Annotated in this window: 13 protein-coding genes; 3 read left to right on the top strand and 10 right to left on the bottom strand. The window is 42.9% G+C overall.

What is annotated here, in order from left to right:
• The first annotated feature begins 902 nt into the window (after positions 1-902).
• A complete protein-coding gene (locus AC4IFT_RS07375; RefSeq protein ID WP_490734260.1) occupies positions 903-1,559 on the top strand; it encodes a 3-oxoacid CoA-transferase subunit A in 657 nt (218 codons plus the stop codon).
• A complete protein-coding gene (locus AC4IFT_RS07370; protein ID WP_490734258.1) occupies positions 1,559-2,206 on the top strand; it encodes a 3-oxoacid CoA-transferase subunit B in 648 nt (215 codons plus the stop codon). Before AC4IFT_RS07375 ends, AC4IFT_RS07370 begins: the two co-directional genes overlap by 1 nt.
• Before the next feature lie 64 nt (positions 2,207-2,270).
• On the opposite strand, the gene AC4IFT_RS07365 is transcribed toward AC4IFT_RS07370, so the two are convergent.
• Genes AC4IFT_RS07365 through AC4IFT_RS07340 form a run of 6 tightly spaced genes read right to left on the bottom strand, consistent with a single transcriptional unit; the run spans position 2,271 to position 8,543 of the window.
• Complete coding sequence (locus AC4IFT_RS07365) at positions 2,271-3,527, bottom strand: amino acid deaminase (RefSeq protein WP_490750982.1); 1,257 nt, start codon at positions 3,525-3,527, stop codon at positions 2,271-2,273.
• Between the two features lie 22 nt (positions 3,528-3,549).
• Positions 3,550-5,001, bottom strand: coding sequence for a sodium:solute symporter family protein (locus AC4IFT_RS07360; RefSeq protein ID WP_490734254.1), 1,452 nt, complete (start codon positions 4,999-5,001; stop codon positions 3,550-3,552).
• Between the two features lie 24 nt (positions 5,002-5,025).
• A complete protein-coding gene (locus AC4IFT_RS07355) occupies positions 5,026-5,421 on the bottom strand; it encodes a RidA family protein (RefSeq protein WP_206083793.1) in 396 nt (131 codons plus the stop codon).
• 12 nt (positions 5,422-5,433) lie between these two features.
• A complete protein-coding gene (locus AC4IFT_RS07350; RefSeq protein ID WP_490734252.1) occupies positions 5,434-6,870 on the bottom strand; it encodes an N-acyl-D-amino-acid deacylase family protein in 1,437 nt (478 codons plus the stop codon).
• 18 nt (positions 6,871-6,888) lie between these two features.
• Positions 6,889-7,515: a 2-dehydro-3-deoxy-6-phosphogalactonate aldolase gene (locus AC4IFT_RS07345; RefSeq protein ID WP_490750981.1), complete on the bottom strand. Its 627-nt coding sequence runs from the start codon at positions 7,513-7,515 to the stop codon at positions 6,889-6,891.
• 32 nt (positions 7,516-7,547) lie between these two features.
• On the bottom strand, positions 7,548-8,543 hold the full coding sequence (locus AC4IFT_RS07340) for a 2-dehydro-3-deoxygalactonokinase (RefSeq protein WP_490734248.1): 996 nt from the start codon (positions 8,541-8,543) through the stop codon (positions 7,548-7,550).
• Between the two features lie 252 nt (positions 8,544-8,795).
• Here AC4IFT_RS07340 and AC4IFT_RS07335 point away from each other — a divergent pair, with 252 nt between their 5' ends.
• Positions 8,796-9,578, top strand: coding sequence for an IclR family transcriptional regulator (locus tag AC4IFT_RS07335; RefSeq protein WP_225820483.1), 783 nt, complete (start codon positions 8,796-8,798; stop codon positions 9,576-9,578).
• Positions 9,579-9,698: 120 nt separating this feature from the next.
• On the opposite strand, the gene narI is transcribed toward AC4IFT_RS07335, so the two are convergent.
• The 4 genes from narI to AC4IFT_RS07315 are packed head-to-tail and all read right to left on the bottom strand — an operon-like array spanning position 9,699 to position 16,394.
• Positions 9,699-10,376, bottom strand: coding sequence for a respiratory nitrate reductase subunit gamma (narI, locus tag AC4IFT_RS07330; protein WP_206083360.1), 678 nt, complete (start codon positions 10,374-10,376; stop codon positions 9,699-9,701).
• Entirely contained in the window at positions 10,373-11,095 is a 723-nt protein-coding gene (gene narJ / locus AC4IFT_RS07325) for a nitrate reductase molybdenum cofactor assembly chaperone (protein WP_490734245.1), read from the bottom strand. The genes narI and narJ overlap by 4 nt, the downstream gene beginning before the upstream one ends.
• A complete protein-coding gene (gene narH / locus AC4IFT_RS07320) occupies positions 11,092-12,633 on the bottom strand; it encodes a nitrate reductase subunit beta (RefSeq protein ID WP_490750980.1) in 1,542 nt (513 codons plus the stop codon). Before narH ends, narJ begins: the two co-directional genes overlap by 4 nt.
• Positions 12,633-16,394, bottom strand: a complete 3,762-nt coding sequence (locus AC4IFT_RS07315; protein WP_490750979.1) for a nitrate reductase subunit alpha — start codon at positions 16,392-16,394, stop codon at positions 12,633-12,635. Before AC4IFT_RS07315 ends, narH begins: the two co-directional genes overlap by 1 nt.
• Positions 16,395-16,438: the final 44 nt, after the last annotated feature.

The following is a 16,438-nucleotide window of genomic DNA, read 5'->3' as shown; positions in this document are numbered from 1 at the left end:
GGTTTCTATTAGTGAAAAAAAATGAATTTAAAGATTTTATATTTCAAGATTAAGTACAATTAATTAAAAAAATATTAACCCATTTATTTAATAAGAAATATCTCAATTTATATATTTAAACAATGTCATAATATTTCTTATTTTACTTTTTGTTACATATCAACGGAATAAAAAAATAAAATAAACATATAAATTACAGTGAGTTAAAATAAAAACAACTCTAAAAAAAGGAATGATGGCTTAGATACAATAACGGCTACCAATAACTAATCACAAACAGAAATATATTGTAAAAACAAAACAAAAACACAATAAACCATCAAAGAAAACACATGATAATAATCAATAAGAGTATAACAAAATAGCAAAAGTTATTTCAAAACTTTTCATTTAATGTTTTTTTGTAATTTTCTATATTAAAAATAAAGTACATGCCACACTTAATTTATAAAAGATCGTTTTGTAAAAATACACATGACAATGAAAAATCAGTATACTTAAGGTATGTAAAATTATATTACCGCTCTTTCTTTCTTATTATTAATGAAAAACACCTATTTAGAGTAGTGATTATTAAATGGAATTCACTAATTACACTATTGAAATATCCAGCATGATTATCACCCCTACAACTAGGAGAATTTACTTAATTATAAAGATTCAATTGTTCATTATCATCCTCATATTAATGGCTATTAACTTCAAGTCATCTTTTTAAGTTCACCCTCCCCCCCCTTGATTTAGGTCAAAGCAATTCACTACCTGTATAATAAACACCTAATACATATACTGAATTTATCAATGAATAACTACAAAATATCAAAACCTGCCAGCATCTGTGTAGGTAGGAACTGAAATACCTCCAGTATCTTAAAGTACCTTTCTTGATATGGAAGTAGCGAATGAAACACAAAATCATCGAAAAGAACGCCATAATGGACTATTTAACTGATGGTATCAGTGTCATGTATGGCGGCTTTATGGGACAAGGCTGCCCTCCCTCTCTTGTTTCACTTATCTTAGAGTCTGGTATAAAAAACCTAACACTTATCGGTAGTGATTCCAGTTTGCCCAATACGGGGATTGCACGCTTAATCGAAGCAAAACGAGTTAAACGAATTATTTGCTCTCATATAGGGCTATTACCAGAAGCAGCGAAGCAAATTCGTTCTGGAGAACTGATGGCAGAGTTTATTCCACAGGGCACCTTAATAGAGCGTATTCGCTGTGGCGGAGCTGGCTTAGGCGGTTTTTTAACGCCAACAGGTGTTGGAACACTCGTTGCAAAAGGAAAACAGCACTTTAAAATTGAAGATAAAGACTATCTACTTGAACTTCCCTTACGAGCAGATTTAGCCATCATTCATGCTGATAAAGGTGATAAAGCAGGTAACCTTTCATACCACTTAGCTTCTCGCAATTTCAATCCCCTCATCGCGTTAGCAGCGAATACTGTTTTAGCTGAGGTCAAGCAACTGGTGAATGTGGGTGAGCTTCATCCTGACTCGATTATGACCCCTGGCCTATTAGTCACAGGCTTATTCCAAGGAGAACAATAATGGAGATAAAAAACCGAATTGCTCGCCGAGTAGCACGAGAACTTCATGATGGAGATGTTGTTAACCTTGGTGCCGGGATACCTACACTTGTCCTGCAATATCTTCCCCATAATGTTGATGTTTTATTTCACTCTGAAAATGGCATTCTTGGTCTTTGTTATGACGACTCTACCATTTTATATCCTGATTTAAGTAACGCGGTTGGACAGCCTTGTTCCATTATTAAAGGTGGGATGACCTTTGATAGTGCATTTTCCTTTGCCTTAATTCGAGGAGGGCACCTTGACGCATGTATACTAGGCGGCCTTGAAGTCGACCAACAGGGTAATTTTGCCAATTGGATGATCCCAGAAAAAATGAAGCCGGGTATGGGAGGTGCAATGGATCTTGTCGTAGGAACGAAAAATGTGATTGTTGCAATGGAGCATTGTACTAACGCTGGTAAAGCGAAAATTGTACGCCAATGTCAATTCCCCCTGACCGCCGAAAAATGTGTTACCACAATTGTCACTGAGTTAGCTGTTTTTCGCTTTATTGATGGACAGCTGACTTTAGTTGAACATGCAGCAGATACAGATATTGAAACCATCAAAGCCTGTACTGAAGCTGAATTTGTGGTTGCTGATGGGTTACAAAAAAGACCTTAGTGCAATGATTAAAAAATCAGCCACTTAAAATGTGGCTGATTTTAATTCATTGGAAAAATATCGTTTAGAAATATGTAGGCATCTCTTCTAGCACTGTGTATTCATCATCAATCAGATAAATGACTTTCCACTTATCGAAAGTAATACAAGGATGCGAAGTCCCAAAGACTAAGATGTCTCCTACTTGAAAACGGCAACTTTCATCAAAAGATAAAATGGCATGTTGATCCATTAAACCTGTTGTATTTGCGTTCCCTCGTTGAAAAGAAAGCCGTTTACTATCACGATAGTGTGCTATCGGTTGGGGCAACCCAGCATCAAATGCGACGTCTCTTTTACCAAAATTAACAATTGCCCGTCCTTTTTCAGGAACTGACTGCACTAATGCAACAATTTCCATTGCAGGCATCAAGTCCCCCTCTAACTGGCAAGCGATACTGTCCCTCGCTTTGAGGGCTTGTTGAGCCTCATCATAAATGCCATGGTCATGTGTAATATAACAACCAGGGCGAATAACAAAACGAAAAGGCTTTGAAAAGGTAAAATCAGCCACTTTTTTACTCACAAGGTCATACCAAACAGAACCCGCCCCTGTGAGTAGTACCTCATCCTGACACCTATCAAACGCCCCCAAGCTATCGAGTTTTTGGCTCGTCACTAAAATTCGCTGTAAGAATTGCTGTACCTCATTAATGTCTTTTTCTGCATCATCGCTATGAATAACACCTTCATAAAATTCAATTCCAGCAATGACTAAAGAGGGTAATGCTTTTAATTCTTCAGCTAGCAACAGAGCCTCACCTTCTGTGCGGCAACCACAACGCCCACCATTCACCCCCAGCTCAATCAAAATATTCAATCTTTGGTTTTCGCGGGAAAAAACCTCGGCAAGTTGTTTCGCATTTTCAATACTATCTACACAACAATACAAATTAGCCTGATGGAGTTTAACCAGCTCCGCAAGTAACTTAATATTGGTTTTACCAACAACCTGATTAGCAATAACGATATTCTTAATACCTGATTCAATTGCCACTTTTGCTTGATAAACCGTTCCAACACTTAAGCCCCAAGCGCCGTGTTCGATTTGGCGTTTAAAAATCGTAGGGGTCATCGTCGTTTTACCGTGGGGTGATAACGACACATTGGCAGTATTCGCATAAGATTGCATCCATGCAATATTATTCTCTAACTCACGCTGTTTCACGACAACAGCGGGTAAACACACATCTTCGTGAAGAATATTTATTGGCAAATTCTCTGAATTAGGCAACTTCGTCGACTTATGCTTTATCGCTTCGAGAAAATTATGTTTAGTCATTTGCATCTCTCAATTTGAAAATTTATTTACTTTTCGCAGTGTTTTCTCTTTCGTGAGTAATGTTTTCTAAAACTTCTTCACGGCTGAGTTTATTTTTTGGTGTCACTAAGGTCACAACCACCGCACAAACCAAGCTAATCAATAATGCAGGGATTACTGGGTTACCTAATTTTGCTGACCATTCTGGTGATAAGATAATCGTTAACGATGTTGAACTTCCTGCTACCAGCGCTGCAATACAACCTTGCCAGTTAAAGCGATGCCAGAATTTACCTAATAACACCGTGACGCAGAGACCTGACATAATCATTGAAATCATTTTAGTGATATAGCCAATAATGTCATTTGAGGTTAATGCGAATACCAGTGCAAGCAAGATAACGCCAAGTAAGAAGATCCGAGATAAGTTAATGGCTTTCTCTGGTGGAGGCATTTTCCCTGTCACCATCGTATAGATATCACGTAAGATTATTGAAACACCTGCGATGGCATCTGAACTACCTGATGACATATTGGCGGACATACCTGCAATCAATACTACCATTGCCAGTACATGCGGTAATGCATTGGTCGCATATAAGAATGCAAAGCTGCTATTTTCTAGATTAGGCTCCATCACATGAGTTGCCATACCGATAATGGCAGGCAAGAACGAGAACCCCATATACAAGACGCCAGTAATAATGAATGATTGACGAATCGCTTTTGTCGATGCCGCTGAATAAATACGCTGGCGATATGAAGGGGTCGCCAATACACCGATGCCAATCACGATAGCCAGTGAGATTGCAGGTAGCATACCAAGCTTACCAATCCCAAAAACAGTAAACGCTTTCGGATCTGTATTTTGCACCACAACATCCCATCCACCTACATAGCTCACTGAGGCAACTGCAAGAATAATAAACCCAAGGAATAAGACGATAGATTGTAAGGTATCAATCCATGACACGGCTTTATAACCGCCAATACCTACATAAAATACAAACCCAACAGCAATAATGATCTTCGCAACCGTGATATCAATGTCTGCAGCCCATGCCAAGTATAAACCGCCACCAAGAATGTGCGCACCTAACCAACCAATTGATGCTAAGAAAATTAATATCGCAACTAGGTTTTTAACTAAGCGGCTCCCACCTGTGTAGTAACAAATTTCCTCACTCATTGTCATAAAGCGATAGTTTCTCACGGGCGCAAATAACCACGCGGTGAGTAAGATCCCTGTCGCTCCACCGATACCATATAACATACCGGCCCAACCATTCGAATAACCGAAACTCACCGCACCAATACTAGACCCTGTTCCCACCATCGTTCCGACAGTCGACCCTAAGGTGAGTAACATCGGTAATTTTCGGCCACCAAGAATGAAGTCTTCACCCGTCTTTTGATGCCTCGTCACATACCATCCAATGAACATCATGACGAACGCATACAGTAAAAACCACATTAAGAAATTATTATGTTCCATAATAGCCCCCTATCGTCTCAGCGATTAAGATTTGAACTTGCTGTTAAAGCAGGTGATGTCCACTTCAACCATGCAATCAACCACAAGGTCTGCGACAAAACAGACTCTTGCTGGTGGATGCTCCGCAAAGAATTGCTGAAACACTTTATTAAAGGACTGAAAGTATCGAGCATCACTCAAAACCACTTTCATATGCACAATATCTTGGCGCTCAAATCCCGCGTCCTTCATGATGTTTAAACAGTTTTCGATAGCTAGTTTTGATTGTGCAATGATGCCGCCATCAATCACTTCGCCATCAACCATCGGTGTTTGCCCTGATACATATAACCAGCCGTCAGCCAGCACAGCTTTTGAAAAAGGTAATGATTGCCCACCAGTCCCTTTTGAACCTTCAACGCCAAATCGTTTAATCATTATTATTTCTCTCTTTTATTTATTTCTTTCTAAGAATTTACCTGCTCTATCCCCAGTCATTTCTTTTGCGGTATAGGTCAGAACACCATTAACAAAAACATATTCAATGCCATCTGCTTTCTGCTTTGGATCTTGGAACGTCGAGGTTTCATTGATTTTTATTGGGTCAAATAAGACGATGTCTGCAAAAAAGTTTTCTTGGATAAGCCCTCTATCCTTCAACGAAAAACGCTGAGCCGACATGCCCGTCATTTTGTAAATCGCGGTGGTCATTGGGAACAGTTTTTCATCACGGCTGTAGTGGCTAATAACGCGTGGAAAGGTGCCCCATAAACGTGGGTGTGGATTAGGGTCACGAGGTAAGCCATCGGAACCCACCATGCTGCTTGGGTGCTGCAATACGCGGCGAACATCGTCTTCATGCATTTGAAAATAAATAGCCCCCGCAGGAACAATTTTTTCCGCCACTTGGTAAATATCGATATTCCACATCGCAGCGATATCTTTCAGTGTTTTACCTGCAACATCAGGGAATGGCGTTGACCAAGTCACTAAAATGTCATAATCCTCAGTGACTTGAGTGATATCTAAATTGGAAGAGCCCGCTCTATAAGGGTAACAATCACAATTAATATCTTGCATTGCTTGATATTTTTCGATTAGCGCAAGAGTCTCTTTAGTGCGTCCCCAGTTTTTCGCCCCAGCACACTTGTGGTGAGAAATTTGCACCGGAACTTTTGCATGACGGCCAATATGAAAAGCTTCATGCATTGCATCAATTATTCCGTCATATTCGGTGCGCATGTGTGTAGTGTAAATGCCCTGATGCTCTGCCAATAATTCAGCCAGCTCACAGATTTCTTCTGTGGATGAATTGATGGCATTACCGTAAGACAGCCCTGTGCTTAACCCTAAAGCCCCCTCGTTTAACGCAGATTCTAAAACTTGTTTCATCTGCTCGATATTGCTCTGGGTCGCAGGTTTTAATAAATCCGAAACACAGTTATTTCTTAATGTGGTATGGCCAATCAATGTCGCCACATTGACGGTTGGCGCGATTTCATTAATTTTTTGTTTATAACTGGCTAAATCGGAGAAATTAAATTCATTTAATTCTCCCAGCAAATTAATTGGGTCAGGTACTTCATTTTTTAACGTAGCGCATGCTGCACTAATTCCACAGTTACCAACAATAATGGTGGTAACACCCTGTGATGTTTTTTCAATATATTCAGGTTTATCTATGACAATTAAATCATCATGTGTATGAACATCAATAAACCCTGGAGATAAAATCAATCCTGTACAATCAATTATTTTTTCAGATTCTTCGTTAATATTTTCAGCGATTTTAATAATGCGGTCATCTTTTATTGCCACATCGCTGATAAATTCACTTTTCCCACTGCCATCAATAACAGTGGCATTTTTAAAAACATAATCGAATTTCATTTTAATATCTCTTTTAACTTAATAATTTTGATTTTTAAATGCGATATATGCAGATATAAATGCTTTCGCGTTTTCTCTGGTTTTCTCTGGTGTTTGGCCTACTCGGTAAAGGTCATTCCCAAGCCCTGCGCCATAACAGCCAATGCTTAGGTACTCGTGTAAGTTTTGTGGCGTCACGCCACCAACGGCATAAATAGCTATCTCTTTAGGGATCACTGACATCAGTGACTTAACGTAGTTAACTCCTAGCGGTGCGGTTGGAAATATTTTTAAGTTACAGGCACCTGCATCAATCGCTGTAAATGCCTCAGTGGCTGTTGCACAACCTGGGTATATTTCCATCTTGTTTGCTAAAGATGATTTGATCACCGAAACATTAATATTCGGCGTAACAATAATCTTTGCGTTCATTGCCGCTAATTTTTCAACATTTTGTTGATTCAAGACGGTTCCTGCGCCTATTTTTAATTGGTTTCCATGATGTTGAATAGCCAATGGAATACTTTTTTCCCATTCAGGGGAATTCAATGGAATTTCTATATATTTAAAACCTTCCTCAGCCAATATTGAAACATGATCTAAAACTTCTTCGGGTTTAATTCCACGCAATATTGCAATTAAAGGAATTTCATTTTCAAGATTCATACAATCACCTAATAACAAATTATTAAAAATGTTTATCTATATTCTGTGAGGTTTAATATTGAAATTGCTCCTAACCCAGAATATGGCTGTTCCTTTTTATCTTTTAATACGCTGATTTCACCCGTGAAATAGCTATCGTTTTTAATTAATAATTGAAGCGCATTCGCTAAGATAGGTTTTCCACTAATCACAATTTTTATATCGTTAGTCACACATAAGGCTTGGCTGTTTTTTATCGCAAGCAAATCTGATGCTAAAATCGCGCCTAATAAAAAACTCGATTTTTGGTCAAGTGTGGCCTCAGTGAAAAGGTCTAATAATCTGACTGAAAAACAACTTCTCGCGATCCCCACTTGCTGGCTTAATGTGGCGCCTTTAAGTAAATATTCATCGTCAATTTGCTCAGCAAACTGGTGCTCTAATGAGCTGGCGAGTATCGTTTGATGCGTCAGCGTATCGAAGATTTCGCCGGCCATCGTGGTTGCCAGTGCAATCACATTTTTATTGTCATCAATGCGAACAAACTTTGAATGCGAACCTGGTAAGATAACCAACGAAGCACCTAAATCTGGCTGCTGCGCTAAGATACCGAAGATCTCAGCTTCTTCACCACGCATTACATCCATACTTTCAATGGAATCAAACGTTAACTCCGTGGTTTGATTTTTAATTCCTGGTATAAAAATAATGGGTTTTTCGCTAATTTCGCTTATCACACACGCGCTAACCTTTTGTGCGAGCTGTTTCATCGAAACAGGCGTGACTTCATGGGGCAAATGGCATAACCCAATTTCTGAAGTAATCATACCCGACGCGACTAAGCGATAATTTGCCCTTTCTTCATCACTAAATTTTGCCAAAAGCTGTGCCAAAAGCGTTTTTATTGATTGAATTAAACGCGCATTACTTCCATTTTTCGCACAATCCCGAATCCCGACTTCCGCGCTCAGCTCCCCCACAACCGTATTGTTTCGCCATGCTCTCACGCGGGTATTTGTTGTCCCTGTATCAATGGTCACTATCAACATATTTATCCCTTTAAAATAATGGAACGCTGTTCCTTTTTAAACAACATACATTAAAATATAGGAATGTCGTTCCGTTTTTATGCAAATGACGATCGAGATCACAATCAATAACGTAAAGGCAAGATTTATCAATTAATTACAAATCACCTGTTTTTACGCACAAAAATGGTGAGTGTAAGGAGAAAATGGAACGACGTTTAATTCACATGAAATTATGCGTACAATGACCCCAGCGCATGTAAGGAGCCAACAATGACGAAAGACAGCCAAGCAAACTCATCAAACATCGATAGAGTACTGACCATCCTTGAAGAAATAAGTAATCATTCCGATGGAATTTCATTGGCAGAATTGGTGAAAAACACAGGGATCGCCAAAACAACGGCGTTTCGGATATTAGAGACGTTAAAAGAACGCCAATATGTCAGCATCGATCACCTTACAGAGCGTTACAACCTTGATTTAAAAAGCCTTGAACTTGGAATTAAAGGCTTAATGAATGTTAATTTAGTTGAAGTTTCAATCCCTTACTTAAAAACACTATCGAGCTCAACATTCGAAACCTGCTTTTTGGGAGTCTATAACAGTGGGCATGTGGTGTATCTGTATAAAAGCGAAGGCACCCTATCGATTCAAACAACTGCAAAATTAGGGGCAAGGCTACCCGCCTACTGCACAGGGATTGGGAAAGCGCTTTTAGCGTTCCAGCCTTTGGAAGAAATTGATGAGGTTCTAGATAAACCGCTAGTAAAATTCACGGAAAAAACCGTTGTCGATAGAATGAAGCTGTATGAATTGTTGGCCGATATTCGTTTGAAAGGCTTTTCTTTAGATGATGAAGAAAACGAAGAAGGGCTAACATGTGTTGCAAGGCCAATATTTAACTATACTGGGAATATTGTTGGGGCTATCAGCGTTGCAGGCCCGACACACCGTATGTTGCCCAAAATAGACAGGGTCAATGATGAACTTGCCCATGTTTGTTTGCTTATTTCTCGCCGCCTTGGCTATATCGAACCCGCCGTCAGCAAATAAACACAAAAAAACCCCATCTAACATGTTAGATGGGGTGCCAAAATAGCCATATTTGTTGTTTACACAAGAATCAATTACACAAGAGCAATGTACTGGCTCACTTCCCTGTGAAACCCGAACTTAGTGGCGATTTCTCACCAACTGATACCGACGACTTAGGTATTCGATAGGTGCACTCCAAATGTGCACTAAACGGCAGAATGGGAAGAGTAAAAATATCGTCATCCCCAACACGATGTGTAACTTGAACACGATGCCAACGCCTTCAAGATAATTCGATGCGCCCCAATGGAATGTCACCACAGACTGTGCCCACCCCACTAATTTCAACATTTCGCTGCCATCCATATGCTGCGCAGAGAATGGAATAGTGAGTAGCCCTAAACACACTTGCACCACCAGCAACACCATAATCATGATGTCACCAAAGGAAGATGTGGCGCGAATACGTGGGTTAGTCAGTCGGCGTTTCAATAACATCGCGCCACCAATTAACATCATCACCCCCGCGGAACCGCCCCCAATCATCGCCATCAACTGCTTGATATGCATTGGCAGGAAAGATTCATACATCCAATGTGGTGTTAACATACCCAAAAAATGGCCGACAAAAATCCCAATAATCCCCAAATGGAATAAATTGGATGCCAGACGCATATTCTTTTTATCTAACATTTGGCTTGAACCCGCACGCCATGTGTATTGGCCGTAGTCATAGCGCAACCAACTGCCGACAATAAACACAGTGCCCGCAATATATGGGTAGATGTCGAAGAAGAATTGATTGAGAAAATTCATTTTTGCACTCCTACATGGCTGCTTGTGCCGAGATCCAAGTATTGTGGCGTGACGGCATTAGCAAAACGGTGTTGATGTGCGGTGACTTCTCCACCGCAGGTTTTCTCATCCGCAAAAAACTTCACTTGTTCCTCTTCCCACACCGCATCAAGGGCTTGAGGCGTGTCATCCCGCGCTTCTGATGCCACTTTTTCGCTAAGTTGCTCAGTGGCAATTTCGCTATTGGATAACTCAAGCAATATCTCAAACAAGCTCGCAAAGCGGCTTTCACGCTGTTTTAATCGTTCCCCTAATAACGCTAAGATTGGCGCGATATCGTGTAAGCCCCCCACCGTTTCTTGTGGTGGTAAAACAGTGAGATACTCCAAGTAAATGGGCAAATGGTCGGGCAGCTCTTTGCAATCGATTTGCAAGCCATGTTGCTGGTACTGCCCCATTAAATCGACCATCGCTTGGCCGCGGTCGCGGGATTCCCCATGAACATGTTCGAATAACAGCAACGATGTCGCGCGTCCTCTATCAAACAGCTCACAATATTGCGCCTGCATATCCAGCAAGTTTTCATTGAGGTATTCACGCACAAACATCATCAGTTGAACCGCACGGGTCACGGGTAATTCATCCGCCTGCTCTAACGCCTCGATTAACTCATCACGGTGCTGCCAAAGCGCCTCTGAAGGGTACTCTAACAACCGAGAAATCACTCTTAACGTCATCATAGTGTGTTCTCCTGCGCCGTTTTTGGTGTTACATCAATGGCATCAATACGTCTGCTATTAAACAGGTTGGTTTTGCTATCGCTACCATGGCAGCCATCGCCAAAACTAAAGCCACAAGCTTTGGCTTCTGGGAACGCTTCACGCGCTAATTCACGGTGGCTGGATGGGATCACAAAACGGTCTTCATAGTTAGCAATCGCTAAGTAACGGTACATTTCTTGTGCTTGTGATTCCGTTAACCCCACTTGCTCTAACGCACTGGTATCACACTGGTTTTCTACGGTTTCAGCACGTTTATAATGACGCATCGCTAGCATGCGTTTTAGTGCTAACAGCACAGGTTCCGTATCCCCAGCGGTTAATAAATTGGCGAGGTACTGCACTGGAATACGCAAGCTTTCCACATCAGGCAATACGCCATTGTTTGCCAATAAACCCGAATCAGCGACAGATTGAATAGGTGACAAAGGTGGCACATACCACACCATCGGTAATGTGCGATATTCAGGGTGCAGCGGCAGCGCTAGCTTCCATTCCATCGCCATTTTATACACTGGTGATTTCTGGGCAGCATCGATCACACTTAATGGGATCCCCTGTTTTTGCGCCTCTTCAATCACTTTAGGGTCGTGTGGATCAAGGAATACATCGAGCTGGCTTTGGTACAGATCTGTTTCTTTTTCCACACTCGCCGCCGATTCAATTTTATCGGCGTCATACAACAACACACCTAAATAACGAATACGCCCAACACAGGTTTCCGAGCAAACTGTTGGCATGCCAGATTCAATCCGTGGGTAACAGAAAATACATTTTTCTGACTTACCGCTTTTCCAGTTAAAGTAGATTTTTTTGTACGGGCAGCCTGTTAAGCACATACGCCATCCACGGCATTTATCTTGGTCAATCAGGACGATACCGTCTTCAGAGCGTTTGTAAATCGCACCACTTGGGCACGTTGCGACACACGCAGGGTTCAAACAATGTTCACACAGGCGTGGTAAATACATCATGAATGTATTTTCAAACTGGCCGTACATCTCTTTTTGGATGTGCTCAAAGTTTTTATCTGCGGCACGCTTCGCAAATTCGCCACCGAGGTCATCTTCCCAGTTAGGCCCCATTTTCACGTTGCTCATCCGTTCGCCGGTGATCAACGACCGTGGACGCGCAGTCGGAACATGTTTGCCTTCTTTGGCATTTTTTAAATGACCATAGTCATAATTAAATGGCTCATAATAATCATCCAAAGCAGGTACATCAGGGTTAGCAAAGATTTTAGACAGTACGCCGACTTTGTTCCCCATGCGTGGAACTAGCTTGCCTTTAATGGTACGGATCCAGCCACCCTTCCATTTATCCTGATCTTCCCAGTGATGGGGGTAGCCGATACCTGGTTTAGTTTCGACGTTATTAAACCATGCGTATTCAACGCCTTCGCGACTGGTCCAAACATTTTTACAGGTCACTGAGCACGTGTGGCAACCAATACATTTATCGAGGTTTAGCACCATGCCGACTTGAGAACGAATTTTCATTATGCTTTCTCCTTTCCGCTCAGGGTCTGCTGATAGGCATCGTTTTCCCCATCCAGCCAGTCGACCTGTTTCATTTTGCGAACAACCACAAACTCATCACGGTTAGAACCCACGGTTCCGTAGTAATTGAAGCTATAAGCCAGATGGGCGTAACCACCAATCATATGGGTCGGTTTCGGGCAAACACGCGTTACGGAGTTATGGATCCCCCCACGTTGCGCCGTAATTTCTGACCCCGGCAAATTGATCAACCGCTCTTGCGCGTGGTACATCATGATCATGCCATCAGGGATCCGCTGACTGACGATCGCTTTTGCCGTCAATGCCCCATTGCTGTTAAACGCTTCAACCCAATCGTTATCTTCAATACCTAACTCGCGGGCATCGTCCTCACTGAGCCAAACCACAGGGCCACCACGACCGAGCGTCAACATCAATAAGTTGTCACTATAAGTGGAGTGAATGCCCCATTTTTGGTGTGGCGTCAGGAAATTCAGCGCTTTTTCAGGGTAACCGTTGGATTTTTTCCCCATTAATGGCTGAGCCGCACGCGTATCGATTGGCGGGCGATATACCACAAGGCTTTCACCGAAAGCACGCATCCATTCATGGTCTTGATATAACTGCTGACGGCCACTGAGTGTACGCCACGGGATCATCTCATGAACGTTGGTATAACAAGCGTTGTAAGAAACATGCTCATCTTCTAAACCTGACCACGTTGGGCTGGAAATGATCTTACGCGGTTGTGCCACAATATCGCGGAAGCGAATTTTCTCATCTTCTTTGTAGCGTGCTAAATGCGTATGGTCACGCCCTGTAACCTTACTTAATGCATCCCACGCTTTCACGGCCACTTGCCCATTCGTTTCAGGGGCTAAGGTTAAAATCACCTCAGCTGCATCAATGGCGGTGTCAATTTTAGGACGCCCTGCATTAGCCCCTTCTGGCTGGGTTTTGTTCAGTTTTTTCAGGAAATCAATTTCATCTTGTGTATTCCAACTAATACCTTTCCCGCCGTTCCCTAATTTGTCCATTAATGGGCCAAGGGAGGTAAAACGCGCGTAAGTATTGGGGTAGTCACGTTCAACACAAATAATGTGCGGTGCCGTTTTTCCGGGGATCAGGTCACATTCGCCTTTTTTCCAATCTCTCACATCAAAAGGTTGCGCCATTTCGGCTTTACTATCGTGCTGGATAGGCAGTGTGACGACATCGGTTTCTTTGCCTAAGTGACCGACACTGACGTCGGAGAAAGCTTTGGCAATACCTTTGTAGATTTCCCAGTCACTTTTCGACTCCCAAGCAGGGTCGACTGCGGCTGACAATGGGTGAATAAACGGATGCATATCCGAGGTATTCATATCGTCTTTTTCATACCAAGTGGCTGTCGGTAAAATAACGTCTGAGAACAGGCAGGTGCTCGACATTCTGAAATCGAGAGTCACTACTAAGTCCACTTTCCCTTGTGCCGCTGTATCTTGCCATTCCACCTCTTCCGGTTTCACGCCACCTTGTTGACCTAAGTCTTTGCCTTGAATACCATTTTCAGTACCCAGCAAATACTTCAATAAATATTCATGGCCTTTCCCTGCGGAACCCAATAAGTTTGAGCGCCAAATAAACAGGTTACGTGGGAAGTTTTGCGGGTCATCTGGCTGTTCTGCTGCAAAACGAATATTACCGTCTTTCAATTGCTTAACCGTGTAATCCACTGGGGAAAGCCCCGCGTCTTGTGCCTGTTTAGCAATATTAATTGGGTTAACACTTAACTGCGGTGCTGATGGCAACCACCCCATTCTTTCGGCACGCACGTTCATGTCCACTAAGCTGCCGCTAAATGCTTTTTTATCCGCTAAAGGTGAAAGTAACTCTTCCGTCCCTACGGTTTCATAACGCCATTGGCTAGAGTGGTTATAGAAGAACGATGTGCTGTTCATGTGACGTGGTGGGCGCTGCCAATCGAGGCCAAAAGCCAGTGGCATCCAACCTGTTTGTGGACGCAATTTTTCTTGCCCAACATAGTGTGACCAACCGCCGCCACTTTGACCCACGCAGCCGCAGAAAATCAGCATGTTGATAATGGCGCGGTAAGTCATGTCCATGTGGTACCAATGGTTGATACCTGCCCCGACAATTACCATGGCGCGACCGTGCGTTTTCTCTGCGGTATCCGCAAATTCACGGGCGATACGAATGATATCTTGGCGGCTCACCCCAGTGACTTTTTCAGCCCATGCAGGGGAATACGCTTTCATATCATCGTAATCAACAGCACAGTTTTCATCACCGAAACCACGGTCAATGCCGTAGTTAGCGAGCATCAAATCATACACGCTAGTGACCAGTGACTCGCTGCCATCAGCAAGCTGAATACGTTTCGCAGGTAATTTATGCAGTAAGACGTCTTTCAGTTCAACACTTTGGAAATGCTCGCTTTCTAAGCCACCAAAGTATGGGAAACCAACCTCAACAAATTCATCGTGCGAGTCCGCAAGGCTGAGTTGCATTTTGATCTGGTGCGCATCTTGCCCTGCACGCGGTTCTAAGTTCCATTTTTGGCTGTCATCCCAACGGAATCCCATCGAACCTTGAGGCGCACACAGTGCCCCAGTTTCTTCATCAATCGCGATAGTTTTCCATTCGGCATTTTTCTCTTCGCCTAAAGAATCAACCAGATCCGAAGCGCGCAGCATGCGACCAGCAACATAAGCACCATTTTCGTGTTTATCGAGCATCACCAACATCGGCATATCGGTATAGGTGCGAACATATTCACGGAAATATTCTGCTTCACGTTTGACGTGGAACTCATTGAGGATGACATGCCCCATCGCCATCGCCATCGCACTGTCTGTCCCTTGTTTTGGGTTCAGCCAATGGTCACAGAATTTGGTGATTTCTGCGTAATCTGGCGTGACAGCAACCGTTTTTGTCCCTTTGTAGCGGACTTCAGCAAAGAAGTGGGCATCTGGCGTACGGGTTTGCGGGACGTTCGAGCCCCAAGCAATAATGTAGGATGAGTTATACCAGTCCGCGGATTCAGGCACGTCCGTTTGCTCGCCCCACGTCATTGGGGATGCAGGCGGTAAGTCGCAATACCAATCGTAGAAGCTCAGACAAGCCCCACCGATGAGGGATAAATAACGGGCGCCTGATGCATAAGACACCATCGACATCGCTGGGATTGGTGAAAAGCCAACAATGCGGTCAGGGCCAAATTCTTTAATCGTCGCCACGTTAGCGGCTGCAATTAACTCGTTCACTTCCTGCCAACTGGAGCGCACAAAACCACCGCGGCCACGGGCTTGTTTGTAACTCTGTGCTTTTTCTGGGTCGCTAATGATGGATAACCACGCCGCAACAGGGTCTTGGTGCTCCGCTTTTGCATCGCGCCATAATTTCAGTAAACGCTTGCGCATCATCGGGTATTTCACGCGGTTTGCGCTGTATAAATACCATGAATAACTGGCACCTCGCGGGCAACCACGTGGTTCGTGGTCAGGTAAATCTGGGCGAGTACGTGGGTAGTCAGTTTGTTGTGTTTCCCACGTCACAAGGCCATTTTTGACGTAAATCTTCCAGCTACATGAACCGGTGCAGTTAACGCCGTGGGTAGAACGCACGACTTTATCGTGCTGCCAGCGGCTGCGGTAACCATCTTCCCAATCACGATTCACATTGAGCTCTTGCCCATGACCGCCTGCGAAGGTATCACCCAGCTGCTTAAAATAACGAAATCTGTCTAAAAATTTGCTCATTCGGATTGCCTCCAAAGAGACGGCGACCGCCGCCGTACATTGCT

The sequence above is a fragment of the Providencia sp. UF-183 genome (assembly GCF_058246155.1).
The sequence above is the reverse complement of the archived record's forward strand: the minus strand, read 5'-3'. Positions and strand labels throughout refer to the sequence as shown.

What these genes read in the sequence shown, in the direction of transcription:
- AC4IFT_RS07375 (WP_490734260.1), top strand. Translation starts at nt 903, where the DNA reads ATGAAACACAAAATCATCGAAAAGAACGCCATAATGGACTATTTAACT.
- AC4IFT_RS07370 (WP_490734258.1), top strand. Translation starts at nt 1,559, where the DNA reads ATGGAGATAAAAAACCGAATTGCTCGCCGAGTAGCACGAGAACTTCAT.
- AC4IFT_RS07365 (WP_490750982.1), bottom strand. Translation starts at nt 3,527, where the DNA reads ATGACTAAACATAATTTTCTCGAAGCGATAAAGCATAAGTCGACGAAG.
- AC4IFT_RS07360 (WP_490734254.1), bottom strand. Translation starts at nt 5,001, where the DNA reads ATGGAACATAATAATTTCTTAATGTGGTTTTTACTGTATGCGTTCGTC.
- AC4IFT_RS07350 (WP_490734252.1), bottom strand. Translation starts at nt 6,870, where the DNA reads ATGAAATTCGATTATGTTTTTAAAAATGCCACTGTTATTGATGGCAGT.
- AC4IFT_RS07345 (WP_490750981.1), bottom strand. Translation starts at nt 7,515, where the DNA reads ATGAATCTTGAAAATGAAATTCCTTTAATTGCAATATTGCGTGGAATT.
- AC4IFT_RS07340 (WP_490734248.1), bottom strand. Translation starts at nt 8,543, where the DNA reads ATGTTGATAGTGACCATTGATACAGGGACAACAAATACCCGCGTGAGA.
- AC4IFT_RS07335 (WP_225820483.1), top strand. Translation starts at nt 8,796, where the DNA reads ATGACGAAAGACAGCCAAGCAAACTCATCAAACATCGATAGAGTACTG.
- narI (WP_206083360.1), bottom strand. Translation starts at nt 10,376, where the DNA reads ATGAATTTTCTCAATCAATTCTTCTTCGACATCTACCCATATATTGCG.
- narJ (WP_490734245.1), bottom strand. Translation starts at nt 11,095, where the DNA reads ATGATGACGTTAAGAGTGATTTCTCGGTTGTTAGAGTACCCTTCAGAG.
- narH (WP_490750980.1), bottom strand. Translation starts at nt 12,633, where the DNA reads ATGAAAATTCGTTCTCAAGTCGGCATGGTGCTAAACCTCGATAAATGT.
- AC4IFT_RS07315 (WP_490750979.1), bottom strand. Translation starts at nt 16,394, where the DNA reads ATGAGCAAATTTTTAGACAGATTTCGTTATTTTAAGCAGCTGGGTGAT.